The organism is Rhodococcus sp. P4_F3_2 (assembly GCF_056401335.1).
The window spans coordinates 1-25,277 of record NZ_JBFUJN010000041.1 but is presented as its reverse complement, the minus strand read 5'-3'; the positions used below and the strand labels follow the sequence as shown (position 1 = coordinate 25,277).

At 63.7% G+C, this 25,277-nt stretch carries 20 protein-coding genes; 4 read left to right on the top strand and 16 right to left on the bottom strand.

Going from position 1 to position 25,277, the window contains the following annotated elements; genetic code table 11:
* Positions 1 to 4: 4 nt before the first annotated feature.
* From AC1DWA_RS28920 to AC1DWA_RS28870, 11 genes are all read right to left on the bottom strand, one after another.
* Entirely contained in the window at positions 5 to 1,318 is a 1,314-nt protein-coding gene (locus AC1DWA_RS28920) for a CoA transferase (RefSeq protein ID WP_477846623.1), read from the bottom strand.
* Between the two features lie 18 nt (positions 1,319 to 1,336).
* Positions 1,337 to 2,215, bottom strand: coding sequence for a 3-methyladenine DNA glycosylase (locus AC1DWA_RS28915; RefSeq protein WP_092764013.1), 879 nt, complete (start codon positions 2,213 to 2,215; stop codon positions 1,337 to 1,339).
* A gap of 3 nt (positions 2,216 to 2,218) precedes the next feature.
* A complete protein-coding gene (locus AC1DWA_RS28910; protein WP_003944826.1) occupies positions 2,219 to 3,307 on the bottom strand; it encodes a hemolysin family protein in 1,089 nt (362 codons plus the stop codon).
* On the bottom strand, positions 3,300 to 4,682 hold the full coding sequence (locus AC1DWA_RS28905; RefSeq protein WP_019748444.1) for a hemolysin family protein: 1,383 nt from the start codon (positions 4,680 to 4,682) through the stop codon (positions 3,300 to 3,302). The genes AC1DWA_RS28910 and AC1DWA_RS28905 overlap by 8 nt, the downstream gene beginning before the upstream one ends.
* Before the next feature lie 311 nt (positions 4,683 to 4,993).
* Positions 4,994 to 6,430, bottom strand: coding sequence for a GuaB1 family IMP dehydrogenase-related protein (locus AC1DWA_RS28900; RefSeq protein WP_020969620.1), 1,437 nt, complete (start codon positions 6,428 to 6,430; stop codon positions 4,994 to 4,996).
* A 3-nt stretch (positions 6,431 to 6,433) separates the two neighbouring features.
* Entirely contained in the window at positions 6,434 to 7,315 is an 882-nt protein-coding gene (locus AC1DWA_RS28895; protein WP_020907757.1) for a DMT family transporter, read from the bottom strand.
* Between the two features lie 4 nt (positions 7,316 to 7,319).
* Positions 7,320 to 8,822 (bottom strand): DEAD/DEAH box helicase, encoded by a 1,503-nt coding sequence (locus AC1DWA_RS28890; protein WP_021344260.1) that lies wholly within the window; start codon positions 8,820 to 8,822, stop codon positions 7,320 to 7,322.
* A gap of 62 nt (positions 8,823 to 8,884) precedes the next feature.
* Positions 8,885 to 10,342 (bottom strand): NADP-dependent phosphogluconate dehydrogenase, encoded by a 1,458-nt coding sequence (gene gndA / locus AC1DWA_RS28885; protein ID WP_007730904.1) that lies wholly within the window; start codon positions 10,340 to 10,342, stop codon positions 8,885 to 8,887.
* Positions 10,343 to 10,559: 217 nt separating this feature from the next.
* Positions 10,560 to 12,491: a DEAD/DEAH box helicase gene (locus tag AC1DWA_RS28880; RefSeq protein WP_477846622.1), complete on the bottom strand. Its 1,932-nt coding sequence runs from the start codon at positions 12,489 to 12,491 to the stop codon at positions 10,560 to 10,562.
* A gap of 261 nt (positions 12,492 to 12,752) precedes the next feature.
* Positions 12,753 to 13,706 (bottom strand): M56 family metallopeptidase, encoded by a 954-nt coding sequence (locus AC1DWA_RS28875; RefSeq protein ID WP_003944922.1) that lies wholly within the window; start codon positions 13,704 to 13,706, stop codon positions 12,753 to 12,755.
* A 25-nt stretch (positions 13,707 to 13,731) separates the two neighbouring features.
* Positions 13,732 to 14,145, bottom strand: coding sequence for a BlaI/MecI/CopY family transcriptional regulator (locus tag AC1DWA_RS28870; protein ID WP_003944876.1), 414 nt, complete (start codon positions 14,143 to 14,145; stop codon positions 13,732 to 13,734).
* Between the two features lie 191 nt (positions 14,146 to 14,336).
* Between AC1DWA_RS28870 and AC1DWA_RS28865 the strand changes: the two genes are divergently transcribed.
* A complete protein-coding gene (locus AC1DWA_RS28865) occupies positions 14,337 to 16,910 on the top strand; it encodes a bifunctional lysylphosphatidylglycerol flippase/synthetase MprF (RefSeq protein WP_477846621.1) in 2,574 nt (857 codons plus the stop codon).
* A gap of 10 nt (positions 16,911 to 16,920) precedes the next feature.
* Here the strand turns inward: AC1DWA_RS28865 and AC1DWA_RS28860 are convergent, their stop codons facing one another.
* Genes AC1DWA_RS28860 through AC1DWA_RS28850 form a run of 3 tightly spaced genes read right to left on the bottom strand, consistent with a single transcriptional unit; the run spans position 16,921 to position 20,317 of the window.
* Entirely contained in the window at positions 16,921 to 17,772 is an 852-nt protein-coding gene (locus AC1DWA_RS28860) for an ABC transporter ATP-binding protein (protein ID WP_020907760.1), read from the bottom strand.
* Positions 17,769 to 18,860, bottom strand: a complete 1,092-nt coding sequence (locus AC1DWA_RS28855; protein ID WP_019748452.1) for a FecCD family ABC transporter permease — start codon at positions 18,858 to 18,860, stop codon at positions 17,769 to 17,771. Before AC1DWA_RS28855 ends, AC1DWA_RS28860 begins: the two co-directional genes overlap by 4 nt.
* Positions 18,857 to 20,317 carry a FecCD family ABC transporter permease gene (locus tag AC1DWA_RS28850; RefSeq protein WP_019748453.1) on the bottom strand — a complete coding sequence of 487 codons (1,461 nt, stop codon included), beginning with the start codon at positions 20,315 to 20,317 and terminating at the stop codon, positions 18,857 to 18,859. The genes AC1DWA_RS28855 and AC1DWA_RS28850 overlap by 4 nt, the downstream gene beginning before the upstream one ends.
* 202 nt (positions 20,318 to 20,519) lie before the next feature.
* On the opposite strand from AC1DWA_RS28850, the gene AC1DWA_RS28845 reads away from it, so the two are divergent.
* Positions 20,520 to 21,302, top strand: a complete 783-nt coding sequence (locus AC1DWA_RS28845; protein ID WP_020907762.1) for a hypothetical protein — start codon at positions 20,520 to 20,522, stop codon at positions 21,300 to 21,302.
* Between the two features lie 228 nt (positions 21,303 to 21,530).
* Entirely contained in the window at positions 21,531 to 21,986 is a 456-nt protein-coding gene (locus AC1DWA_RS28840) for a PaaI family thioesterase (RefSeq protein WP_477917374.1), read from the top strand.
* 4 nt (positions 21,987 to 21,990) lie between these two features.
* On the opposite strand, the gene AC1DWA_RS28835 is transcribed toward AC1DWA_RS28840, so the two are convergent.
* Positions 21,991 to 23,406 (bottom strand): NAD(P)/FAD-dependent oxidoreductase, encoded by a 1,416-nt coding sequence (locus tag AC1DWA_RS28835; RefSeq protein ID WP_019748456.1) that lies wholly within the window; start codon positions 23,404 to 23,406, stop codon positions 21,991 to 21,993.
* A 410-nt stretch (positions 23,407 to 23,816) separates the two neighbouring features.
* Between AC1DWA_RS28835 and AC1DWA_RS28830 the strand changes: the two genes are divergently transcribed.
* Entirely contained in the window at positions 23,817 to 24,614 is a 798-nt protein-coding gene (locus tag AC1DWA_RS28830; protein WP_477846619.1) for an ArsR/SmtB family transcription factor, read from the top strand.
* A gap of 421 nt (positions 24,615 to 25,035) precedes the next feature.
* On the opposite strand, the gene AC1DWA_RS28825 is transcribed toward AC1DWA_RS28830, so the two are convergent.
* A partial coding sequence (locus AC1DWA_RS28825) for a hypothetical protein (protein WP_477917372.1) occupies positions 25,036 to 25,277 on the bottom strand: 242 nt, incomplete at its 5' end.

The window sequence follows — 25,277 nt, the reverse complement described above, 5'->3', positions numbered from 1 at the left end:
TCCCTCAGTGTGCCCACTCCGCCCGATCCGATCCCCACGGATGGGATGGTTCGGGGTAGTCCTCGAACTCTGCCAGCGCGGGTCGTGCGGTGGTCACGTCGGCATGGTTGACAACAGCATTCAGGCCGGGAGCGGTCGGTAGACCGGGATGGACGGTTCGGCCGGGTGCGTCGAGAAGACGGGCGCCGGTGCTGGCCAATGACACGTCGACATCGCGGCCACGGCCGTCGTGCGAGCGCAGCGTCAACGCGTCGAGGATCCCAGCTGCCAAGAAGTATCCGGTCGAGTGGTCGAGGGCCTGCGCTGGAAGTGCGCCCGGTTTCTCGCCGCCCTCGAGGAACGAGATACCGGATGCGGCCTGCACGATGCTGTCGAAGCCGCGGCGATTCGCCCACGGACCTTCCCATCCCCATGCGCTGACGCGCCCGTGAATCAGGTGGGCGGGAAGATCCTGCCCGATGAGTGCTTCGAGTGCGCCCGGACGGTAGCCGGTGACCAGTACGTCTGCGGTGTCGAGGAGTTCGCGGAATGCTGCCGCTTCTGCCGAGGACTTCAGGTCGAGAAGCGCCGACCGCTTGCCCTGGCCACTGTCGAGGTGCTGCCATCCGATCTCGGGGATCGCCGGAGGGTCGATCCGCAGAACGTCAGCGCCGACCAGCGCGAGGGCACGGGTCGCGACCGGGCCGGCGATGACGCGGGTCAGGTCGAGAACACGTGGGCGCGTCGGATGCGTGCGGGGTTTTCCCTCGTCGCGTACTCGGATGGATACCAGAGGCTCAGACCTCGCAGCTGCGCACTGCTCACTCAGGCGCCACTCGGTCTCGGTACGAACACGGACCGCGATGGCGCCGATCTCGGCGGCCTGCTGCTCGATCTCGATGGCGCTGAGTTCGGATATCCGTTGCGCCACTGCATCTTTAGGTGATCCATGGTCGAGTTCGAGGATGGCGAGCAGGCGGTCGCGATGGTGTGGATAGTTGCCGTGCGTGCGGACCCAACCGTCGCGGGCGGCAAAGAACCCCGAGTATTCGGAGAATCCGTTGATCGGTTCGCCGCCGATCCGGAACAGTCGATCGCTCGAGAAGGACGCGGCGATGCGCTCGGGATCGAGGGTCCAGTGTCCGTCGCCCGGGCTGGTTGACCGATGAATTGCCGAGGCGAAGGCCGCGACTGAGCCTGCAGCGAGGTCGAACACCGGCAAGTGCGCCGCAAGGAAGCCCGCCGAGTCCGGGCATTCGATGTGGCCGCGTGGGTCGTCGGTGTGCACCCCGACGTCACGTTGGTATTCGTCGAGATAGAACCCGTACCCGTGATCCATGTGGCGCCTTTCGGCAGTTCAGTGGCCGAGAAGCTCCCGGCACTTCTCTGCCAGCGTATCGCGGAGCGGCGCAGCACGATCCGCCAACTGTTGTTGCTGACGCACGTATTCGGCGCGGCCCGCGGGAGTTTCGATACGAATGGGGGAGTACCCGTACTCGGCGAGGTCGTATGGGCTCGCGCGCATGTCGAGTTCACGGGCCAGGAGCGCGTGTTCGAAGCACCGCATCACCAGATCGGAATCCACGAGTGGCAACAACTTGAAGCTCCACTTGTACAGATCCATACCGGCGTGCAGGCAGCCCGGCTGTTCGTGATCGATCTGGGTTTCGCGTGCAAGCGGGAGCGAGTTCTTGGGGGCCGCGTCCGGTGTGAAGAACCGGAACGCGTCGTAGTGCGTGCATTTGAGTGGCAGGGATTCGACTACCGCGTCGGTACCGGCGAACCCGAGCCGCAGCGGCACTGACTGGTGACGGATCGCGTCCTCGCCGCCGCGATAGACCATCGCCCATTCGTGGAGGCCGAAACAGCCCAGCACAGCGGGCCGCGCCGACGTCTGATTCAACAGATTCCACACGAATTCGACTGTGTGACGCCGACGCTCCAGCACGGAGGCCTCGACCGTCGCGGTACCCGATTCGTCGACGCGGTAGCCGGAGAAGGCTGCGTATTCGCCGGCGTTCTCGAGTGCGACTCCGTACCCGGGGTGCCAGCGGCGCAGTTGCGCGGGCTTGAAGTTGTAGTACGTGAAGAGGAAGTCGTGCACCGGGTGAGAGATACCGGCGCTACGACGCGCTCGGTGCGGCTCGACGAGCTTCTCCACCTCCTCGAGGTGAAGTGCCCGCCGAGCCGTCCACTCGCTCTGTGCGAGTGCGAGTGAATGCACCGAACGTGTCATCGATCAGCTGTTTCTTTGTCCGGGAACAGCATCCGTGCCGCGGTGCGTGCCGTCGCGAACCGTTCCGACGTACTCCTCGAGCAGATCCTCGAGCGCGACGATACCGATCACGACTCCGTCGGCGTCCGTGACTGCGCCGAGGTGCGAGCTGGCCCGACGAAGGCCGGCCAACGCTTCGGCCAGCGGCGTGCTGAGCGGAACGATGGGCAACGGGCGGATATCCGATGTCGGAACGACGGTGTCCGGCCCGGCAGCTTCGTCGAGCACCTCGTCGAGCACATCCTTGAGGTGCACGTACCCGGCCAGCGATCCGTCGCTCGCTCGGACCGGGTAACGCGAGTATCCGGTCTCGATGACCGCACGCTCRATCTCACCCAGTGTTGTTCCCGACGGCGTGAGGGGAATGGTCCGCACCTTGTCGAGGGTGATCAGGACCTCGGAGACGGTGCGATCTGTCGATTCGAGTGCCTGCTTCAAGCGCCGGTGTTCTTCGGCGTCGATCAGACCCTCGGATCGCGATTCACCGATCATCGCGGACAACTCCACCGCCGAGACAGTGACGTCGAGTTCGTCCTTGGGCTCGACGCGCAGGAGCTTGAGCACTCCGTTGGCGCAGAGGTTGTAGAACGCGATGATCGGGCGAGCGATCTTGATGAACGCCAGATGCACGGGAACGAGCAGCATGGCCGTCTTCTCGGGGCCCGCCAACGCGATGTTCTTGGGCACCATTTCGCCGAGGAGGATATGCAGCACGACGACCAGCGAGAGCGCGATCGCAAACGAAATCGGGTGTAGCAATCCGTCGGGAAGGCCGACGGCTTCCATCGGCACCTCGAGGAGATGCGCAATGGCGGGCTCGGCGACCTTACCGAGCAGGATCGAGCAGATCGTGATGCCCAGCTGAGCTGCCGCAAGCATCAGCGAGAGGTTCTCACCGGCCTTGATGACCGTGAGTGCCCGCTTCTTACCCTGCGCGACAAGTGCCTCGAGGCGGTCGCGTCGTGCGGAGATCAGCGCGAACTCCGCACCGACGAAGAATGCGTTACCGGCGAGCAGCACGACGGTGAGGAGTACACCGAAGAGGTTATTCATCGTCGGACTCCTTCGTGTCGTCGTCTGCGGATTCGGGTTCGACATGTGCCGGGACCGGCGTGATGGTCACTCGGTCGATACGACGGCCGTCCATACTGGTCACTCGGGCGATCCACTTTCCGCGGGAATCACCGGACGAGTCGACGTCGGGCAATTCCACTTCGTCACCCTCGTCGGGGATTCGGCCCAGTTCGGTGAGCACCAGACCGCCGAGCGTGTCGTAGTCGCCTTCGGGTGCGGTGTACCCGGTTGCCGACGTGACCTCGTCGATGCGCAACAGACCGGAGCACGACCAGCCGTCGCCGACGCGCTGTACGTCGAGTTCGGGTTCGTCGTGTTCGTCGCGCACATCACCGACGATTTCCTCGATGAGGTCTTCCATCGTGACGATGCCGGCTGTTCCGCCGTATTCGTCGACGACAAGAGCGACCTGCATGCCGTCGGAGCGGATCCGCTCCATGACGGTGTCTCCGTCCAGGCTCGACGGCACGACGGGAACACGTTGAGCCAGACTGTCGACGCGCGTCGTGCGCCTGCGCTCGGCCGGAACGGTGAATGCGTGTTTGATGTGTACGACGCCGACTGTGTCGTCGAGATCGCCGCGAACGACGGGGAAGCGCGAGTAGCCAGTTCGCGACGCCGTCACGATCAGGTCTGCGACGGTGTCCGAGAGTTCCAGCGATTCGATCTTCACTCGCGGAGTCATCAGCTCTTCTGCGGTGCGGTCACCGAACTGCAGCGAACGGTCGACGAGCATCGCCGTGCCCTTGTCGATGGACCCGCGCTGCGCGGACGTCCGCACGAGGGACCCGAGTTCCTGCGGTGATCGCGCCGAGCGCAATTCTTCCGCGGGTTCGATGCCCAGGCGTCGCACGATCCAGTTGGCGGTTCCGTTGAGGCCGTTGATGGCCCACCGGAAGATCAGCGAGAAGCCCGCTTGCAGGCCCGCAGTCGCGCGGGCGGTGGGCATCGGCTTGGAGATTGCGAGGTTCTTCGGTACGAGCTCACCGAAGATCATGGAGAACGAGGTCGCAATCACGAGCGCCAGGATCAAAGACGTTGTCGAGGCAGCGGATTCGCTGAGCCCGACGGCCTTCGTGACCGGTGTGATGAACCGTGCCAGAACGGGCTCGGCCAGGTAACCGGTGATCAGGGTTGTGATCGTGATACCCAGCTGAGCGCCGGAGAGCTGGAACGAGAGAGTCTTGTGCGCGTGTTGAACCTGCCGCGAGCGTCGGTCGCCGCCACGAGCAGCTTCGTCGACGGTGCTGCGTTCGAGCGCGGTCAGTGAGAATTCGGCCGCCACGAAGAGGGCGGTGCCTGCAGTCAGCGCGATGAAGCCGACCAGGCTGAGAATGGTGAAAACGATGTCCATGTGTCATCGCCACCTGAGGTGTGCACGGGGGCCGCCGGGTTTGTCTCCCGGCTCGCTAGAGGAGCCCTCCGAACCAGCGGAATCAGACGATTCCTCGGATAAAACGACGGGTGTAGCGCCGGGTAAGTGTGTGGGTGCCTCGGGCACCGGGTTCCTCTCGTCGGAGCCGAGTATTTCTCGGCTGTAGCGGGCTCGGTCGGGTCGCCGATGGGCACCCGACCGAGTTTTGTTTCCTGTTTACGGATCCAATGATACCGGCGGGTGCCCGGGAGCAGGGACCCGAGCACCCGCCGACTGTCATAAAACGTGGTTCACCAACCCGACGGAAGCGGCCGTCCTTCGGCGAATCCGGCGGCGGACTGCACTCCCAGAACTGCCTTCTCGTGCAGCTCCTCGAGTGAGCGCGCACCCGCGTACGTGCAGGTACTGCGTACGCCGGAACAAATCTGATCGATCAGGTCCTCGACTCCGGGGCGCTCGGGATCGAGACGCATCCGCGAACTGGAGATGCCTTCCTCGAACAATCCCTTACGGGCGCGATCGAAAGCCGTTTCGGTGGCTGTGCGAGCGGCAACAGCGCGCTTGGAGGCCATACCGAAGCTCTCCTTGTACGCGTTGCCCGCCTGATCGACTTTGAGATCGCCGGGGGACTCGTACGTGCCGGCGAACCACGAGCCGATCATGACGTTCGACGCGCCCGCCGCGAGGGCGAGTGCAACGTCGCGAGGGTGGCGAACGCCGCCGTCGGCCCAGACGTGCTTGCCGAGCTCGCGTGCTGCTGCAGCACATTCCGCGACGGCCGAGAACTGCGGGCGTCCGACGCCGGTCATCATGCGAGTCGTGCACATGGCTCCGGGCCCGACGCCGACCTTGACGATGTCCGCGCCTGCGGCGATCAGATCACGGGTTCCCTGTGCGGACACCACGTTGCCTGCAACCAACGGGACGCCGAGGTCGAGCGCCTTGAGGGTGGTGAGCGCATCGATCATTCTCTGCTGGTGACCGTGAGCTGTGTCCACGACGATCACGTCGGCACCGGCGTCGACGAGTGCCTTGGCCTTGGCGCCCACGTCACCGTTCACACCGACCGCTGCGGCGACCCGGAGTGCGCCGCGCTCGTCGACTGCGGGGTCGTAGATGCCGGCACGAATCGCGCCGGTGCGGGTGAGGACGCCGGCGAGGGTTCCGTCCTCGTTGACGATGACGGCCAACGGATCGTGCTTGGTTTCGAGCAGTTCGAAGACCTCACGCGGTGTGGCGGTGACCGGGGCGGTGACGAAGTCGGTGATCGCGACGGTACGTAGGCGAGTGAACCGATCGACATCCGCGCAGGCAGCCTCGGTGACGACACCGAGAGGCTTGCCGTCCTCGACCACCACGACTGCGCCGTGTGCACGCTTGGGTAGCAGCGCCAGCGCATCTGAGACGGCGTCGTCCGGACTCAGCGTGACCGGCGTATCAGCGACGAGGTGGCGGCTCTTGACGAACGCCACGGTCTCGGCGACCGCTTCGGTGGGGACGTCCTGCGGAATGATGACCAGTCCGCCGCGGCGGGCGACAGTCTCCGCCATGCGGCGGCCGGCGACTGCGGTCATATTGGCGACGACGACGGGAATGGTCGTTCCGGATCCGTCGGAAGAATTGAGATCGACGTCGAACCGAGAGGTGACCTCGGTCCGGTTAGGGACGAGGAAGACGTCGTCGTAGGTCAGGTCGTATGGGGGGCGTTGCCCTTCGAGGAACTGCACGTTTCACGAGCCTACCGTCGATTCCGCCGTAGCGCCCTCGGTATCGCGTGCTTGTGAGCGGGAGAGGGCGATCGTGGTCATGATCATGACGGCGACGGCGCACCCGATGAGAGCAATTCCGGGACCGTCGACGCGGAGGCGTTCGTCGAGAACCGTCATCCCCAGGAAGATGGCCGCGATCGGCTCGCCGATCGTCAGGGCAGGTAGCGACGCCGACAGGGGCCCGACCTGGAAAGCGCGCTGTTGGAGGTAGACCCCGATTGCGCCCGAGGCGATCAGCGCCCACGTCTGCCATGCCGAAATCACCCCGACGACGCCATGTCCGAGTAGGTCGGTGACGTACTTGGTGAATGCGACGGCCACGCCGTAGAAGATTCCGGCCGCGGAGCCGAGAAGCAGAGCGCGCCAGCCACCGTCGAGTTTGGACAAGCCGCCGATAGTTGCGACCACGGCCACTGCGACCGTGATCGTCAGTGGCACAGCCCAATCCGACCACGGAGCGTTGCTGTCTCCCTCGGTGGGATCGCCGACGACGAGGAAGATCGCCAAGGAAATCGCGAGCATGATCGCCAATGACCACGCAGAACGGGTGATGCGAATTCCCGAGAACCTGGCCGAAAGTGGCAGCGCGAACAGCAGCGAGGTCACGATCAGCGGCTGCACCACCAACACCGAACCCAACGACAGTGCAACGGCCTGCATGACGTAACCGCCGCCGTCACCGATCAGCCCGGCCCACCACCGAGGACTGCGAATCAACGACGCCACCAACGCCTCGCCCTCCGGAACCGCAGACGCGGCGCGCTGCTGAGCGACGGAGGCACACGCGAAGAGAAGCGCGGCGACGAGTGCGCAGAGAACAGAGATCAGTGGAAGATCACCCATTCCCTCAGTGTGCGCGCTTGCCCGCCCGATTTCCGGCAGACGGCTTTCCTGCGCCGGGTGCGCCGCGACGCGGGGTCAAGCCCTTGGACGCCAGACGCTCCGAACGGGTTGGGACCGGAGTGCCGTCCGCACGGATCTTCTTCACACTCTTCGGATCGGTGACGCGCCGCGAGGAAGCCGCGCGCTTGTCGCCGTCCTTCTTCATCCGTCCTCCGGCAGCGGTCCGGCCTGCAGTGTCGTGTTCCTGACGGCCACGCTTGGCGGTGTGCTTGACGGCGACCGTCGTATCGGGAGCTTCGACCGGTATTCCCGTCGGCTCCATCGCGCCGGTGATGCGCGTGAGCTCCAGATCGTCGGGGCGGACCCGCACGCCGTGAACCTTGATGCCTGCCTGCTTGGTCAACTTCTCGACCGAATCACGTTCTTCGTCGGTGACGATGGTGACGACGACGCCTGATTCCCCGGCGCGTGCCGTCCGGCCGGCCCGGTGCAGGTAGTCCTTCGCCTCCGCCGGGGGATCGACGTGAACGACGAGCGTCACGTCGTCGACATGGATTCCGCGCGCGGCGACATCGGTGGCGACCAGGACCGGTGTCGTCCCGTCGGAGAACGACGCGAGGGTCTTGGTCCGATTGTTCTGCGTCTTGCCGCCGTGCAGGGCGCCGGCCGAGACACCGATCAAATGCAGTTGCTGCGCAAGACGATCCACACCGTGCTTGGTCTTGACGAACATGATGGTCCGCCCCGCCCGTGAACCGATATGTGCGACAACGGATCTCTTGTCGTCGCGGTCGACGAAGAGCAGGTGATGCTCCATGGTCGAGACGGTGGCAACCGGGGGAGCAGTCGAGTGCGACGCCGGATTGCGCAGGTAACCCGCGACCAGATCGTCGACCTTGCCGTCGAGTGTTGCCGAGAAGAGAAGGCGCTGACCGTCTTTCGGTGTCGTGTCGAGAATCTTCGCAACCTCGTCGATGAAACCCATGTCTGCCATGTGGTCGGCTTCGTCGATGGTCGTGATCACGACGTCGTCGAGAATCACCGACTTCTGCTCGAGTAGGTCGAGTAGGCGCCCTGGGGTCGCGATCAGGAGATCGACGCCGCGGGCAAGGATGTCGGCCTGACGCTTGATCGGAACGCCACCGACCGCATTTGCCACACGCAAACCGATCTCGGTAGCAGCGTCGTCGAGTGCCTTGTGGATCTGGATCGCCAGCTCACGGGTGGGAGCGAGCACCAAACCGCGCGGACGATTCCGCTTGCTCGCCCCACCCTTGAGGCGCACCAGCATCGGAAGCCCGAAGGCCAGAGTCTTTCCGGAACCCGTCGCGCCGCGCCCGAGGACATCCAGGCCGGCAAGAACATCGGGGATGGTTGCCGACTGAATGGGGAAGGGGGCATCGATGCCGCTTCGGCGCAACGCGTGCACCATCACGGCGGGGATTCCGAGGTCGACGAACGAACGCCCTTCGGTCGAGGTGGGCGAGTCGATCGTCGATTCCTGCATTTGTCCAGGCTACCGGGTATYGGTAGACGCAGATGACCGCATCTACCGATACCCGCTGTGAATCAGGCCTCGATTTCGCTGCGGTCACCGCTCCACAGTGTGTGGAACTTGCCCGGCTTGTCGATGCGCTCGTAGGTGTGCGCGCCGAAGAAGTCGCGCTGCCCCTGAGTCAGGGCGGCCGGCAGACGCTCCGCGCGGAGACCGTCGTAGTACGAGAGCGAAGACGCGAACGCCGGTACCGGAATGCCGAGCATCGTCGCGGTGGCGACCACACGGCGCCAGCTGTCGATGCCTGCCTCGATGGCCTCGCGGAAGTACGGCGCCAGAATCAAGCTCGGCAGGCTCGGATCCGCGTCGAACGCGTCCTTGATGCGGTTGAGGAACTGCGCACGGATGATGCAGCCACCGCGCCAGATCGTCGCCAGGTCGGCAGGCTTGAGGTTCCAGTCGTACTCGGCGCTGCCGGCAGCGATCTGATCGAAGCCCTGCGCGTACGCCACGATCTTCGACGCGTACAGCGCGGCCTGGATGTCGGCGGCGAACTGCTCGGCGTCAGCAGGCTTGTCGCCGAGAGAGCCGGCGGCCAGACCCTGCGCCTGAGCTGCGGCGCGCTGATTGCGGCTACCGGACAGTGCGCGAGCGAAAACGGCCTCGGCGATACCGGTGACCGGCACGCCCAGATCCAGAGCGGACTTGACCGTCCAGCGGCCCGTGCCCTTCTGCTCGGCAGCGTCGACGATGACGTCGACCAACGGCTTGCCCGTCTCGGCGTCGACCTGGCGGAGCACCTCGGCGGTGATCTCGATCAAGTAGGACTCGAGCGTGCCCTTGTTCCACTCGGTGAAGACGTCTGCGACCTGACCGGCGTCGTAACCGAGTGCGTCGCGGAAGAGGTTGTACGCCTCGCCGATGAGCTGCATGTCGGCGTACTCGATGCCGTTGTGCACCATCTTGACGAAGTGACCGCTGCCGTCGGGGCCGATGTGCGTGCAGCACGGGGTGCCGTCGACGTGAGCGGAGATGGACTCGAGAAGCGGGCCGAGAGCCTCGTAGGACTCCTTCGGGCCGCCGGGCATGATCGACGGACCGTTGAGTGCGCCTTCTTCGCCACCGGAGATACCAGCGCCGACGAAGTGCAGACCGCGGGCGCGGATCGCTGCTTCACGACGGATCGTGTCGGTGTAGAGCGAGTTGCCACCGTCGATGATGATGTCGCCGGGCTCCATGGCGTTCGCGAGCTCTTCGATCACGGCGTCGGTCGGGGCGCCGGCCTTGACCATGATCAGGACGCGTCGCGGCTTCTGCAGTGCGGCAACAAACTCCTCGACGGTCTCGGTGCGCACGAAATCGCCCTCGGAACCATGCTCGGCGATCAGGGCATCGGTCTTCGCGATGCTGCGGTTGTGCAGGGCAACGGTGTGACCGTGGCGGGCGAAATTGCGGGCAATATTCGAACCCATGACGGCCAGGCCGGTGACGCCGATCTGAGCTCGGGGTGATTCGGTGCTAGTGGTTGACATACTTACAGCTTTCCCTCTCGGTCCGCGGCTGTGAAATCCTGCGCTGTGCGCAGCCGAAAACGGTGCGGCCGCGACGCGCGTGAACATCAGACCGTGCATACAAAACACGGATGCAGATCACTTTAATTGCAGTGACCTGCATCCGTCTCGATACAGCTTCCGGCACAGCCGGAAGGTTCTCAGTGTTCAGTTGTCGAGCCGCAGCTCAGCGCAGGTATTACCGCTGATCGCGCTTCGGGCCGTCGAATCCGTCATAGCTACGACGGTCGGTGCGGCTGCGGAAGCCGCCACCGCTGGTCGAGGCTGCACGGTTGTCGCCGCCGTCGCGGTTGCCCTGGTAGCCACCGGAAGAGCGGTTGCCCTGGTATCCGGTCGAGGGGCGGCTGTCGCGATCGCCGTACGAGCGGGTGTTGTCGCGGTTGCCCTGGTATCCACCACCGGACGAACGGTTGCCCTGGTATCCGCCGCGGCTCTCGCCGTCACGGCTTCCCTGGTATCCGCCCGAAGAGCGGTTGCCCTGGTAACCCGTCGACGGGCGGCTGTCGCGGTCTCCGTAGGACGGACGGCTGTCACGGTTGCCCTGGTAACCACCGCTGGAGCGATCACCCTGGTATCCACCGGAAGAGCGGTTGCCCTGGTATCCGCCGCGGCTCTCGCCGTCACGGCTTCCCTGGTAGCCACCGGAAGAGCGGTTTCCCTGGTATCCGGTCGAGGGGCGGCTGTCGCGGTTGCCCTGGTATCCGCCGCTGGAGCGGTCACCCTGGTAGCCACCGGAAGAGCGGTTGCCCTGGTATCCGCCCGAAGAGCGGTTGCCCTGGTAGCCGCCACGGCTTCCGCCACGATCACCGAAGGAACGCTCGCCACGAGAAGAGCTCTCGCGCAAGGGTTCTCCGGTCGGCTTCTTGGCGCCGGTGATGCGAGCAAGTTCAGCAGAACCCGGGGTGACGGCAACGGCTGCGGCATTGACGCCGGCCATTCCGGTCAGACGCTTGAACTGACGCTTCTGGTTGGGCAGCACGATGGCGACAACGGTGCCCTTCTCGCCGGCGCGAGCGGTACGACCAGCGCGGTGCAGGTAGTCCTTGTGGTCGGCCGGGGGATCGACGTGAACGACGAGGTCGATGCCGTCGACGTGGATACCGCGTGCTGCGACGTCCGTTGCGACGAGGACCGGGGTGCGGCCGTTCTTGAAACGCTCGAGGACGCGGGTGCGCTGGTTCTGTGCCTTGCCGCCGTGAAGCGACTCGGCAGCGATGCCGACTGCGCGGAGGCGATCGGTGATTCCCTCGCAACCGAGCTTGGTGCGGGCGAACATGATGGTGCGTCCGTCGCGGGCACCGATCTCGGCGAGGACGGAATCCTTCTGCCCACGATCGACGAGGAGGACGTAGTGCTCCATCGTGTCGACGCTTGCGCGGCCGTCTTCGGTGGAGTGGGTGACGTGGTTGGCCAGGAACTGACGAACCAGCGACTGGACCTCACGGTCGAGGGTTGCCGAGAACAGCAGACGCTGTCCGTCTGCGGGGGTCTCGCCGAGGATCGAGCGAACCTCGGGCAGAAAGCCCATGTCCGCCATCTGATCGGCTTCGTCGAGTGCGGTGATTTCCACCGAGTCGAGGATGCAGGTGCCCTGACGCAGGTGATCRCCCAGGCGACCCGGCGTTGCGACGAGGACGTCTACGCCGCGGCGAAGCTGATCGACCTGCTTGGCGAACGGCGTTCCACCGACAGCGGGACGAACCGTGAGTCCGAGTGCGCCGGCGTAGGAGTTGAGGGAGTCGACCACCTGGAAAGCAAGCTCACGGGTGGGGACGAGCACGAGTGCGCGGGGACGCTTGGCGGCCGGGCGATCTTCGTGGCGTGAGAGGCGGGTCAGCATCGGCAGGCCGAAGGCGAGGGTCTTACCCGATCCGGTCTGTGCGCGGCCGAGAACGTTGGTTCCGGCGAGCGCGTCCGGGATGGACTGTGCCTGGATGGGGGACGGGACGGTGATGGAGTTGCGCGCCAATGCGGCAACAAGCTGCTCGGGCAGGCCGATCTCGGCGAAGGTGATACCCGGCTCGGTGGCGACTGCTTCTTCGGCAGCGGGGGTGTTGACGGTGGGGTCTTCGATGTTCTCGGAAGACGACATTTGGACAGCGTTGGTCACGCGGAAACCTCTCCGGACTACGGGCACGTCGCGGAGCGGAAGAAGCCATGCTGAAATACACGACACAGTTCGCAAAGGGACGAGCCAGGGCACATGTCACCTGGCAATCCGAACGCATACTGCGGGGAATTGGGCTGTGTGCCGTTATATGTTGACGGACCACGATGGTGGCCGTGGTCCACTCTACGCCACCGGGGACACCGAAGTCAGGTAGCCCCGCCTGTGACCTGCACTACTACACGGGGTTGCGCAGGTCAAGACTCAGTATGCGTTGAAAAGCAGTCGAAGTTCGGTGAGCCAGGGCACAGCCACCGCAACCGTGGGAACCACGAGAATCGCGACCGCCCCGAGATACGCAAAAACTGCGATGCGGGGATCTGCATCGTCGGCCGAGAGGCGCTGCACTCGGATGAGCGTCGACGGGCCGCCCGCTGCCATCGCTCCGCGGGGTGCCGTCGATCCGGCACACGCGACAAGTGCCCGCGCGAGGGGAGTGGGACCGGTAGCCCGCACAGCTGAATCGTCGGCGAGCAACTCCACCAGGAGTTGTACCGATCCCAGAGCCGACTTGCTACGGACGAAACGGGGGAACGCGTGGTTGACGGCCGTGAAAGCCTCGAGGACCAGATCGTGACGAGCTCGCAGGTGTGAACGCTCGTGCGTCAGAATTGCTTTGACCTCGGCATGATCGAGGTTCTGCAGAGTGCCTTGACTGAGAACCACGCGTTGGCGCAGACCTGGCAGGCAGTAGGCGATCGGTTCGTCCACGTCCAGCACCCGCAGATCGGGTGTGCGTTCCACCGACGCGGGCATGGCGCAGTCGTCGAGAAGGTCCACCAACACGCGGTGACGTGCACGGCGACGTCGGGTTCTCACAGCGACCTGGATTATCGAGAAGATCAGCTTCGCGCCGATCAGGAGCGTCAGGGCAAAAACAACCACGTACAGAATCCACAGCGGGAGCCCGAGTGCATCGATTTCGGCGGTCGGGGCCGTCGTCGGCCTACCGTCAGCGCCGGGAACGAGCAGCTGGCTGGCAATGGCCAGGCCCGAGCTGAATGCCGACAGCACCGCAGCAATCGCGACGGCTTGCCACAGAACCAACGCCGCGCGTGGAGCGCGGTAAGGCCACGTGGAGCGGCTCAGGAGTGCGGGAACCGGACCGGCCAGCAACAAGGCAAGCAGTCCGAAAACCAGTGCAGTAGTGGCGTTCATGTCCTACACATCATGCACGACGAAATCAGTTCGGCCTAGAAATTCCGGGCTGCGCAGCCTTTTTCGCGGACTCGCGCACCTCGAGGGCAGCGAGCGCTTCGCGGAGAGCATCGGCTTCGTCAGCATTGACCTGTCCCACGAAGTGGACGAGTGCCGCAGCGCGACCGCCGGACTCCGGAGCCTGGGCCAGCGCGTCGACCATCAGGCTCGCGACCAGTTCTTCGCGCTTGTTGACGGGAAGATAACGATGGGCGCGATCGTCACGCTGCTGAATCACCAGATGCTTCTTCGCCAGGCGCTGCAGAACGGTCATTACCGTCGTGTACGCCAATTCGCGATGCGTCGCGAGTGCTTCATGCACCTGTCGCACAGTTTGCGGTTCCGATGTGGACCACAAATGATCCATCACCGCGCGTTCGAGTTCACCTAGACCTGCCATTCTTCGATTCTACGGACTTCCACGACGAAATACGTACTACTGGTAGTAGTAACCGCCTCGGTGGGGGTGTGGTATTGGCCATAGTGATCTGCGTGACGGTTACGGTGGTGTGAGACGACCAAAGTCCCGACAATGACGATGCCCGATAATTGCAAGCCAACAGTCGATCCGCAGAAAGTAGCCGCACGTAGATGACGATCGACAGTTCGCCGGGCACCGAAGAATCGACATCACGGGCGCGGGTAGTCACGCAGAAAGCTGCCGGCATCATCCGTTTCGGCATTCGCGACGCACCCTTGACGGTCGTCCTACTTCTCACTATGTGGATACTGGGCGCCGTAACCGGCAGCCTCGTTCACGGACCGTCCCGCGATCTCGAGCACACGATCGGTGCGGGGATGGGCTCGATCCAGCACGGACATGTCTGGATTCCACTGAGCTCCGCGCTGTGGGCAGGAAACCTGCTCGGGTACATCGGCGCGAGCGTGCTCCTGATTGCGGTCGCTGCACCTCTCGAACGGCGGATGGGAACGATCAAGCTGGCGATCGCCGGCGCAAGCACTCAAATCTTGGGAGTTCTGCTCGGGCTCGGCTGGGCATCCTTCGTGAAAGTGTTCGACTCCAATTGGGGGTTCCGCCTCCATGTCGGCTCCGCTGTCGGCGCGAGCGCGTGGATCGTCGGCGCCGCGATGGCCGCCAGCTCGAACATGGGGACATTGTGGCGTCGCCGCATCCGCGTCGGAACCCTGGCTTTGACCATCACCTTGGCCTTGTTCAGTGGTCAGCTGCAAGATGTCATCCGATTTTTTGCCGCTGTGGTGGGTTTGGTGATCGGACAGTGGATCGTCGGACGATCGGCTCGCGGTGAACGCATCGCCGGGACACAGCGAGAGGGCCGTGTCCTGGTCGCCATYGTCGTCGCAGCAAGTGCGATCGGCCCGATGATCGCCGCGCTGTCCCCACAGGCGGTTGGCCCACTCGCCGTACTCCGCGATCTCTTCCGTGGTGTTCCCTGGACCGTCGCAGAAGTACGTGAGCTGTGCGCCGAATCCGCGTCGGATCCGGACTGCCGACGCGGCCTCCTCGAGCTGAGACTCTCGGGGATCGGGCCGACTCTGCTCTCGTTGATGCCGTCGATTTTTGTGCTGGTGTTGAGCGATGGGCTCCGTCGTGGCCGCAGATTCGCCTGGATTGCGACTGTCTGTGCTCAGGTCGTCTTACTCGTCCTCTCGATCGGGAACTTCGTCATCAGGTTCGTCGACGCAGTCGACAGTGACAGCTTGTTCTACGGAATCAGCGATCCGAACGTGTATCGAACGCTGGTGCCGTTCCTGACACCGCTCTTCGTGCTGATCCTGCTGATCGCCACACGTCGATACTTCGACGTCGCGGCCCCGGCCAAGACGTACCGACGTCTCGGTGCTGCGATCGTGACCTTGCTCGCGGTCCTCGCCGTGATCTACGTCGGCGGCGGAATGCTCGCCAGGCACGGGTTCGACCGCGAGCCCACGGTCACGTTGCTGCTCGCGGACTTCCCACAGCGCCTTGTACCGCCGGTGTACCTGCAGTTGATCGACCCGCGCCTGCTTCCCGTGGACATCGAATCGACGTTGCTCTTCGAGTGGACCGGCGTCGTGTTCTGGGGCGTTGCCGCCGTGTTGGTATTCGTGAGTTTCCTCAAGCCGGTCAAGACCGCCGATCCCAAAGCCGCCGAACGAGCGCGATCCATGTTGATCGCCGGTACCGGCAGCCCGTTGTCGTGGATGACGACGTGGAAGGGGAACACTTACTGGTTCAGCGCGGACGGTTCGAGTTACGTCGCGTATCGCGTCATCGCCGGCGTTGCTCTCACCACCGGTGATCCGGTCGGTCCTCCAGATCGCATGCGCGCGGCGATCGAGGGGTTCGCCGAGTTCGCGTCGTCGAACGGTTGGATTCCCTGCTTCTATTCCGTGACCGACGACGCCCGAACCATCACCGATTCGATGGGCTGGAGCGGTCTACAGGTCGCCGAGGAAACCGTGCTCGACCTGGGACAAGTCGCGTTCACAGGAAAGCGGTTCCAGGACGTGCGCACAGCGCTGAACCGGGCGAAGAAGTCCGGTATCACCGCCGAGTGGATTTCCTTCCCTCATGCACCTCTCGCGATCAAGGATCAGATAGTCGCGATCTCGGAGGAGTGGGTAGCGGACAAGGGGATGCCCGAGATGGGATTCACCCTCGGCGGACTCGACGAGGTCGACGACGAACAAGTGCGATGCCTGATCGCGGTCGACGAGGATCGCACCGTGCACGGTGTCACGTCGTGGCTACCGGTGTACCGCGACGGCAAAGTCGTCGGGTGGACACTCGACTTCATGAGGCGACGCTCCGAAGGGTTCCGTCCCGCGATGGAGTTCCTCATCGCTTCCGCTGCACTGAAATTGGAGGAGGAGGGCGTCGAGTTCCTCAGTCTGTCCGGTGCACCGCTGGCAACAATCGCCGGTGACTCCGAGAGTAATGCGAACGAACCGGAGGCCACGACTTTCTCGGCGATGATGGACAGCGTGCTCGACCTACTCGGTCGCACCCTTGAACCGGTGTACGGATTTCGATCGCTGCTGGCCTTCAAATCGAAGTTCCAGCCGCGGTACGTGCCGATGCACATGACATTCGCCGATCCAGCCGCGTTGCCGAGCATCGGCAACGCGGTCGGACGGGCATACCTGCCGACCGTGACGATCGGTCAGGGATTCAAACTCGTTCGGACGATTCTGGGTCGCTGATTCGCGATCGTCACGCAGGCTTTGCCGGCCCGCCGACGGCACCGAACACGTGCCGGGTTCCGATCGGAACGATCAGCGGCCGATCCGAGACGGGATCGTCGATGACCGCAGCTTCGAGACCGAACACCTCGAGCAGAAGTTCCGCGGAAATGATGTCCTTGGGGACACCAGAAGCGACGACGGCGCCGTCGCGCATCACGATCAGATGATCGCTGTATCTGACCGCGAGATTGAGGTCGTGCAGAACCATCACCACGGTGCGCCCCATTTCCTCGTGGAGTTGATCCACCAGGTCGAGGACTTCCATCGAGTGTGCGAGGTCCAGATAGGTAGTCGGTTCGTCGAGAAGCAGGATGTCGGTTCCCTGGGCGAGAGCCATCGAGATCCAGGCTCGCTGACGCTGACCGCCGGACAATTGATCGACGGGCCGATCGGCGAGATCCGAGACACCGGTCAGCTCGAGCGCTTCGGCGACCTCGCCCTCGTCGTCCGCGGACCACTGCCTGATCCACGACTGGTGCGGGTGGCGCCCACGTGAGACCAAATCGGCGACGGTGAGCCCTTCCGGCGCAACCGGAGTCTGGGGGAGCATTCCGAGCACCCGCGCGACTTCCTTGGTCTTCATCGAACTGATCGCCTTGCCGTCGAGGATGACCGATCCACCCTTTGGCTTGAGCAGACGACCGAGCGCGCGCAAGAGCGTCGACTTGCCGCAACCGTTGGGTCCGATGACCGTCGTGATCACGCCGGTGGGGATCTCGAGATCGAGTCCGTCGACGATGATGCGATCCCCGTACCCGAGCGTCAGATTCTGCGCGACGAGACGCGAAGGAGCATCGGTGGACTGGGCGATGGTGGTCATGCTGTGACCTTCCGATTGTTACGAACCAACAGGTAGAGCAGGAACGGGCCGCCCAGTGCGGAAGTCACGATTCCGACGGGGAGTTCCACAGGCAGAATTGTTCGAGCGATGACGTCGCTGCCTACCACCAGTACAGCACCGGTCAGCGCGGAAGCCACGATGGGCGGGCCGGCGGAGCGCACCAGACGCATGGCGACCTGTGGCGCAGCCAGGGCGACAAAGCCGACCGGACCGGCGGCTGCGGTCGCGATGGCGGCCAGTGCCACGGCGGAAAGCAGCAGCTTGGCCTGTGATGATTGCAAGCGAACACCGAGTGAGGTTGCGTTGTCGTCGCCCAACCGCAGTGCTCCCATGGTGAACGATGCGATCACCGCGTAGCCGCCGACTACTGCGACGGCGATTGCGACCGGCCACATCTGATTCCAGGTGGCACCGTTGAGTGAACCGTTGAGCCACACCTGTGCGCGAGAAGCGTCGTTGATGTCCGCCGAGATGAGGAGCCATCCCGTCGCTGCCACCAGCATGGCGTTGATGCCGATACCGATCAGGATGAGGCGGAACCCCTCGACGCCCTTGCGCCACGCCAAGGCGTAGATCACCACTGCTGTCAGTAGGCCGCCGCAGAGCGCAGCCAACGGAATCCCCAGTGTGGCAAGCAGTCCCACGAACGAGCCACCCCCGCCGAGTACGATGAGTGCCACTGCGGCGGCACTCGATCCAGCCGTGATTCCGAGGATGTCGGGGCTGGCGAGGGCATTGCGCGCAATCGTCTGGGTGACCGCACCGGCAATGCCGAGTGCCATACCGATGAAGAGCGCGGTGAGCGACCGAGGAAGTCGAAGGTCGAAGACGATCAGGTTCTGTGTCTTGCTGCCATTGCCGAGCAGGACCGAAATGACATCGGGGATCGAGATCGGATAGTCGCCCCGCCCGATGTTGATGCAAAGCAGAAGGAACAGCGCAACTGCGAGGGCAATGCTCACCGACACCGCGAGTGGGCGGTAGACCAGCGAGAATCCACCGAGGCGGATCGACTTACGTGAGGGGACGGTCCGGGGGAGTACCCGGAGTTCCTGCTTGAGCGTCACAGACTTGCCAACTTCCTGCGGCGTACGAGAGCGATGAAGAACGGAGCGCCGAACAGGGCCAAGATGATGCCGACCTGCAACTCACCAGGGCGCACGACCACGCGGCCGATGATGTCCGCGGTGATCAACATGACCGCGCCGAGTAAGCCCGCGTACGGGACCAGCCAGCGGTAGTCGGGTCCGGTGATGGCCCGGGCCACGTGAGGGACCACCAAACCGATGAACGCGATCGGACCACACGCCGCGGTGGCGGCGCCGGTCAGCAGGGTGATCGCGACGATGCCGAGTGTGCGACTGAACGCGATGTTAGTTCCCAGTGCTTTTGCGACGTCTTCACCCAAGCTGAGGACGTTGAGCCCCGGCGTACTTGCCAAGGCGATGACCAATCCGAGTATCAGGAAAGGCAGGACCTGCCAGAGGACGTCGAACCCGCGACCGGACACCGACCCGACAACCCAGAAACGGTAGGCGTCCAGGCTCGTCTGGTCGAGGATTATCACGGCGTTGGTCATGGCTTGCAGGAAGAACGCGACGGCTGCGCCCGCCAGAGCCAGACTCAGAGGACTTGCGCCGCCGTTTCCGATGGAAGACAAGCCGAAAACGACGATGCTGGCGACGAAGGATCCTGCGAACGCGAACCAGAGGTACTGACTCGGCGCCGTAAAGCCGAAGAGGTAGATCGCCATGACCACGAAGAACGCCGCGCCTGCGTTGAGGCCGAGTAGACCGGCATCCGCCAACGGGTTGCGCGTGTGTCCCTGAATCAAGGCACCGGCGATACCGAGTGCAATTCCGACAACAAGACCCAAAATCGTTCGTGGGGCGCGCAACGTCCGCACGATGATGTCCGTTTGAGTTCCGTCCGAATTGAAGAGCGCGTGGAAGATCTCGGCGAACGTCAGTGGACGAGCACCCACCGCGATACTCGCGAGCATCACAAGCGCGAGCAGCACGGTGAGGACCGCGAGTCCAATCAGGCGGCGCCGGCGAGTTGCACCGACACTGTTGTCGCGTGCGAGTTCTTCGAAGCCCTCGTCGCGGGCCGTGCTTTCTCGGACCACCTCGATGCCGCTTCGGTCGAACGGTCTGCGCAGAGCCCGGCGGACACCGATGGGCTGTTTGGTGGTCGCGTCACGCGTGACCAGGCCAACCCATCCCTTCCCCGAGGTCCGACCGGTGGCCCCCTCACGGAACCCGAGGTTCCACACAAGCAGACCGACGGCGATCGCTATTGCTGTCCCGCCGAAGACTGCTCGATCGGCCTCGCCGCCACCGTTGTCGTCACGGAGCGACTGGACGATGTACCAGCCGACGATCAACGGAAGTAGGAACACCGCCGCGTCGAAAAGTCCAGCCAGGACACGCATTCGGACAGGAGCGGGGCCGCGCGGCACGATGCGCCGTCCGTACGTCTCGCTGGGTCCTCGGGGATGTCCGTTCCCGAGAGATTTGATCATCGTCACTGGCGGTTCGAGCTCCTGGTCTTGGTGCGCAGGGAATTCGCATCTTAGGTTACGGAACCCTATGCGGGTGCGCTTCCTGCGGGGGACGTTCTTGTGAATATGCGGTGCCCAGCGTCACAGTTCTTTACTCTTGAATTATGGTGAGGCTAACCTACATTAAGAACCACAAGACAACTTCGGCCGATTGGAGTGCACGGTGACCATCACCTTGACCACCCAGCATGCGGATGTTCGTGAATTCGAACTCCGGTCGAACGCATTGAGCCGCACCAGCGTTCGCCTACGAGCACTCAACCCTGACTATCCGCGCGTCTACGCGGTTGCCGCCATGGCGGGCGAAGGTAAACGGCGTTGGTGGCAACTGAGCGAGGGCCTGTGCGGGGATCGGGTGCATCAGATGTTCGCCCGTTCACTTCAAGATCTCGACAGCGCCGAAGCTGCGGCGATCCAGGTTGCAACGTCACTTATTCATGCCGTGGTCGGCAGGGTGGCCGCGTCGATCGTCTCCGAGGGGTCCGCATGGGACCCGGGGCTCGAGAACCTGTTCATCCACATGGACAGCGACGGCGGGATCGACTGGGCCGGCGTGGTCGACGAAACGCTGCGCGTTGCGCCCAACGGACGGGAGTCCGGCAGTGACGGCGTCGTCGACATGCCATGTGAAGAAGCGCTCCTTGTCTGGACCGCGCACCGTTGCCTGACTTCACTCCGAGCGATCTATGACGCCGTCGCCAGGTGTGCGCCCGTCGACCAGTTCAGATTCTGGGGCCTGGTAGGGGAGTCGATCCTGGGTGCAGCGGCCTACGTCCCCATCTTGGCCGGTGAGGGCGAATCGGCCGCTCAGCGTCGAGGGCAGGGACTGCTGGACGCCTTTGTGGCCGCCGGGCTGCCGGTTCGTGCGCGCCGCAAGGTCTCGCTACGCCCTCGTTGGAACCAGTTCGACGAAGGGCTTGCTAAATTAGGTCAGCCTTGCCTATGATTGTGGAAGACCTCGCAGAGAGCTACACGACGCGAGAGTGACGAAACTGCCGGACCGCGCCGGAGTCCTGAGGGCTGCAGAGACTCCCGGTCCTTCCCACGGCGGGTTTCCCATCCCCCCCCCCCCGGTTCTTTTTCCAGACCTGATTCCAAGCTCGAGTTACCTCTCGTGTAATCAGGTAGGGAGTGGCAGCCACACCGGCGCCAGAGAATCACAGATGGAGATGGCATGGTCGACACTGCTGAGACCGCAGAGATGATGAAACGGCTCGGGACGGGCTTCGACGCCACCATCGGCCTGGAATACACCGAACTGAGCCCAGACCGTGTGAGGGCGCAATGGACGGTCAAGCCCACGCTGCACCAGCCCGCCGGGATACAGCACGGGGGTGTGTACTGCTCGGTGGTGGAGTCTCTCGCCAGCGTCGGCGGCACCGTGTGGCTGGGCGAGCGAGGACACGTAGTCGGAGTCAACAACAACACCGACTTCCTGCGCGCAACGCGGGAGGGCACTCTCACCGCTGAAGCCACCCCGATTCATCGCGGACGCACCCAGCAACTCTGGGAAGTTCGCATCACCGACGAGAACGGCCGACTCGTTTCCAAGGGACAGGTTCGCCTCGCGAACATCACCCCCCCCCCCCCCCCCCCCCCCCCCCCCCTTCGTTATTCGCCCACGTACTGATCGATCAGCCGGCGGCCTTCTGCTGCTTGCCGGCAGCCTTCTTGGCTTCGCCATTCGAAGTGCTGCCGGACTCCGTCGCTTCCTTGTTCTTCTTCTCCAACTCGCCCATCGCGTTTCGCGCGAAGACCTGCTGCTCGGTGGACGCCATCTGAGCACGGCCACGCCCGAAGAACGTCACTGCCCACGACAAGAGCGTCGAGGCGCGTGAACGGAATCCGACGAGGTACAGGAGGTGAATTGCCAACCAGGCAACCCACCCGATGAACCCGCTGATCTCGAGTTTGCCCACCTTGGCTACCGCGCTGAAGCGCGAGATCGTTGCCATACTGCCCTTGTCGAAGTACTTGAACGGAACTCGTTCCGACGGGGACTTTCCATCCAGTGACGCTTTGATCTGCTTGGCCGCGTACTTGCCGCCCTGCATGGCGACCTGAGCCAGTCCGGGAAGCTTGTCGAGCGACATCATGTCGCCGATGACGAAGACGTTGGGGTGCCCGGGAAGCGACAGGTCAGGATTGACCATCACTCGGCCGGCGCGGTCGGTTTCTCCGCCGCTTTGCTCTGCAAGCTGCTTGCCGAGGGGGCTGGCCTGCACGCCGGCGGACCAGACCTTGCACTGCGACTCGATGCGGCGAAGCGTGCCGTCCTTTTCCTTGATGATCAGACCGTCGTTGTCGACGTCGGTGACCATTGCGTCGAGCTGGATCTCGACGCCGAGCTTCTCGAGCGTCTCGGCAGCTTTGCGGCTGAGCTTCCCGCCGTACACGGGCAACACGGCAGGGGCGCCGTCGAGGAGCACGACGCGCGCTTCACGAGGATCGATCTTGCGGAAGGCGCCGTCCAGCGTTCGACGGGAAAGCTCGGCGATCTGCCCGGCCAACTCCACCCCGGTGGGGCCGGCGCCGACCACGACGAAGGTGAGCAAGCGCGCGCGCTCGGCGGGATCGTCCGACAGTTCGGCCTGCTCGAAGGCCCCGAGGATCCGTCCGCGCAGTTCGAGGGCGTCGTCGATCGTCTTCATTCCGGGGGCGAACTCCGCGAACTGATCGTTGCCGAAGTAAGACTGACCGGCACCTGCTGCCACGATCAGACTGTCGAACGGCGTAACCGTGACGCGTTCGAGCAGACGCGAGGTCACGGTCTGATTCTCGAGATCAATGGTCTCGACCTCACCGAGCAGCACCTGGGCGTTCTTCTGCTTGCGCAGCACCAGTCTCGTGGCGGGAGCGATGTCACCGACCGAGAGGATGCCGGTCGCAACCTGATAGAGGAGCGGCTGAAACAGATGGTGGGTTGTACGCGCGATCATCGTGATGTCGGCATCGGCTTTTTTGAGAGCCTGAGTGCCGAACAATCCTCCGAAGCCGGAACCGATCACCACTACGCGGTGGCGGTGCGGTTCAACCGACTGGATGCTCATTCCGTACTCCTCGAGTTCTAGGCGACAGTCCTACGGTAGTCCCACCGCGGCCGAGCTTCTCTGCGAGCAGTCCGACGCGCGCCGGTGTGTCCGAATCGATCAAGCAGCCTCCGGCGGCGATCACCCCGAGACGCGTGTCATCCTCGCGCCGGGGGTGTTCACCACTTTGTCGAGGTGTCAGCTACTGGCGGACCGACAAAATGAACAGTGCGATGCACCCGCCGACGAAAACCAGGATCGACAGAGCCACCGAGGCATACCCGACACCCACTCCAATTGCTACCCAGTCCATGTGCCCAACCTCTCTTACTGTGCGATCCGGGATTCAGATCACATCTGCTTGAAGACATCACACCCTATTTATCCCTACTTCCGAAACCCGGCACGCCCAACCATTGACATGCAAGCAAATGCTTGCATATTGTGAAGTTGTGAACGACCGGATGAATGCAGCCTTCAAAGCACTTGCCGATCCCACGCGAAGACTTCTGCTGGACCGCTTGTTCGTAGCCAACGGGCAGTCGCTCGGTGAGCTGTGCGAGAGCCTCGAGATGAGTCGCCAAGCTGTCACGCAACACCTCACGGCGCTCGAGGATGCAAATCTGATCAGCACGGTGCGGCAGGGGAGAACGAAACTTCACTATCTCAATCCCGTTGCGCTCGAGGAGATTCGAGAGCGATGGATCAACAAGTTCGAGGTACCGCGCCTGCATGCGCTCAGTGCCGTCAAAAAACTCGCGGAGGAAGCCATGACCGACAAGCCCAGTTTTGTATATGTCACCTACATCGCCAGTACGGCCGAGAACGTCTGGAAAGCACTCACGGACGCGGGGGCCACTGCAGAGTATTGGGGACACAGCAACGTCTCCGACTGGCAGCCGGGATCGACGTGGGAGCACCGCCGGATCGACGGTTCGAACATCGCGGATGTAGTCGGCACCGTAGTCGAAAGCAGCCCACCGTCCAGGTTGGTCACCACCTGGGCTGATCCGAACGGTGAACCGGGCGTCGATATCTCGCGGGTGAGTTTCGACATCGAAGCCTTCGGCGCGATCGTGCGATTGACCGTCAAGCACACCGATTTGGCGGACGAATCGGCTCGCATGGAGGTAGCGGGCGGATGGTCGGCGGTGCTGTCGAATCTGAAGTCCTACCTCGAGACCGGAAATACTCTTCCGGTGGCGCCGTGGGAGATGCCGGTCGGTTGACGGTTGTCGACCGGGACAAACGAGTCCCCTGAACAGGAGGAGATCGCCGTACTTCTGTCCGAACAGTCGGCGCAGTCCGGACTCAAATTCGCATACCCGTCAAATATCGGCGCGTTCAGTCTGTAAAGTTGCCGGAAGGATGCTAGCGTTTTGCCCGACATCGAGTGAGGACGACCTCGTCTCGGACGCATGGGAGAAACGCTATGGGCGGCGACGCTTTTCAGAATGTTCCGGTTGATCGACGCAAGTTCGTCAAGACAGTTCTAGCGGCCTCGGCGGTAACTGTTCCGGTCGTGACGTCGATCAGCCTCGGTGGTGCGGCACCGGCCTTCGCAGCCGGTGATACGCCGAACCTCTCCGGAGCTCCTACTCGTGGCCAGCAGAATCCGAATCAACCAGGCGGCGAGCAACCAGGCGGGAATCAGCCCGGTGGTAATACTCCGGGAGGGAACCAGCCGGGCGGAAACGAGCCGGGCAACCCCGGATCGTCGGGAAGTTCGGGATCGTCGGGAAGTTCGGGTAGTTCCGGGAGTTCGGGATCGTCTGGAAGTTCCACAGGTTCCGGATCAACCGGTAGCTCGTCAGGCTCGGGTGGAACGACGACCGCCAAGCCCACCGGGCCGACGGAGCCGACAGAGCCGACCGTCCCAACTGTCCCAACTG

Coding starts and splice junctions, on each gene's coding strand:
- AC1DWA_RS28920 (WP_477846623.1), bottom strand. CDS start 1,318: ATGGATCACGGGTACGGGTTCTATCTCGACGAATACCAACGTGACGTC.
- AC1DWA_RS28840 (WP_477917374.1), top strand. CDS start 21,531: ATGGTCGACACTGCTGAGACCGCAGAGATGATGAAACGGCTCGGGACG.
- AC1DWA_RS28905 (WP_019748444.1), bottom strand. CDS start 4,682: ATGGACATCGTTTTCACCATTCTCAGCCTGGTCGGCTTCATCGCGCTG.
- AC1DWA_RS28830 (WP_477846619.1), top strand. CDS start 23,817: ATGCTTGCATATTGTGAAGTTGTGAACGACCGGATGAATGCAGCCTTC.
- gndA (WP_007730904.1), bottom strand. CDS start 10,342: ATGTCAACCACTAGCACCGAATCACCCCGAGCTCAGATCGGCGTCACC.
- AC1DWA_RS28850 (WP_019748453.1), bottom strand. CDS start 20,317: ATGATCAAATCTCTCGGGAACGGACATCCCCGAGGACCCAGCGAGACG.
- AC1DWA_RS28895 (WP_020907757.1), bottom strand. CDS start 7,315: ATGGGTGATCTTCCACTGATCTCTGTTCTCTGCGCACTCGTCGCCGCG.
- AC1DWA_RS28875 (WP_003944922.1), bottom strand. CDS start 13,706: ATGAACGCCACTACTGCACTGGTTTTCGGACTGCTTGCCTTGTTGCTG.
- AC1DWA_RS28835 (WP_019748456.1), bottom strand. CDS start 23,406: ATGAGCATCCAGTCGGTTGAACCGCACCGCCACCGCGTAGTGGTGATC.
- AC1DWA_RS28890 (WP_021344260.1), bottom strand. CDS start 8,822: ATGCAGGAATCGACGATCGACTCGCCCACCTCGACCGAAGGGCGTTCG.
- AC1DWA_RS28860 (WP_020907760.1), bottom strand. CDS start 17,772: ATGACCACCATCGCCCAGTCCACCGATGCTCCTTCGCGTCTCGTCGCG.
- AC1DWA_RS28870 (WP_003944876.1), bottom strand. CDS start 14,145: ATGGCAGGTCTAGGTGAACTCGAACGCGCGGTGATGGATCATTTGTGG.
- AC1DWA_RS28915 (WP_092764013.1), bottom strand. CDS start 2,215: ATGACACGTTCGGTGCATTCACTCGCACTCGCACAGAGCGAGTGGACG.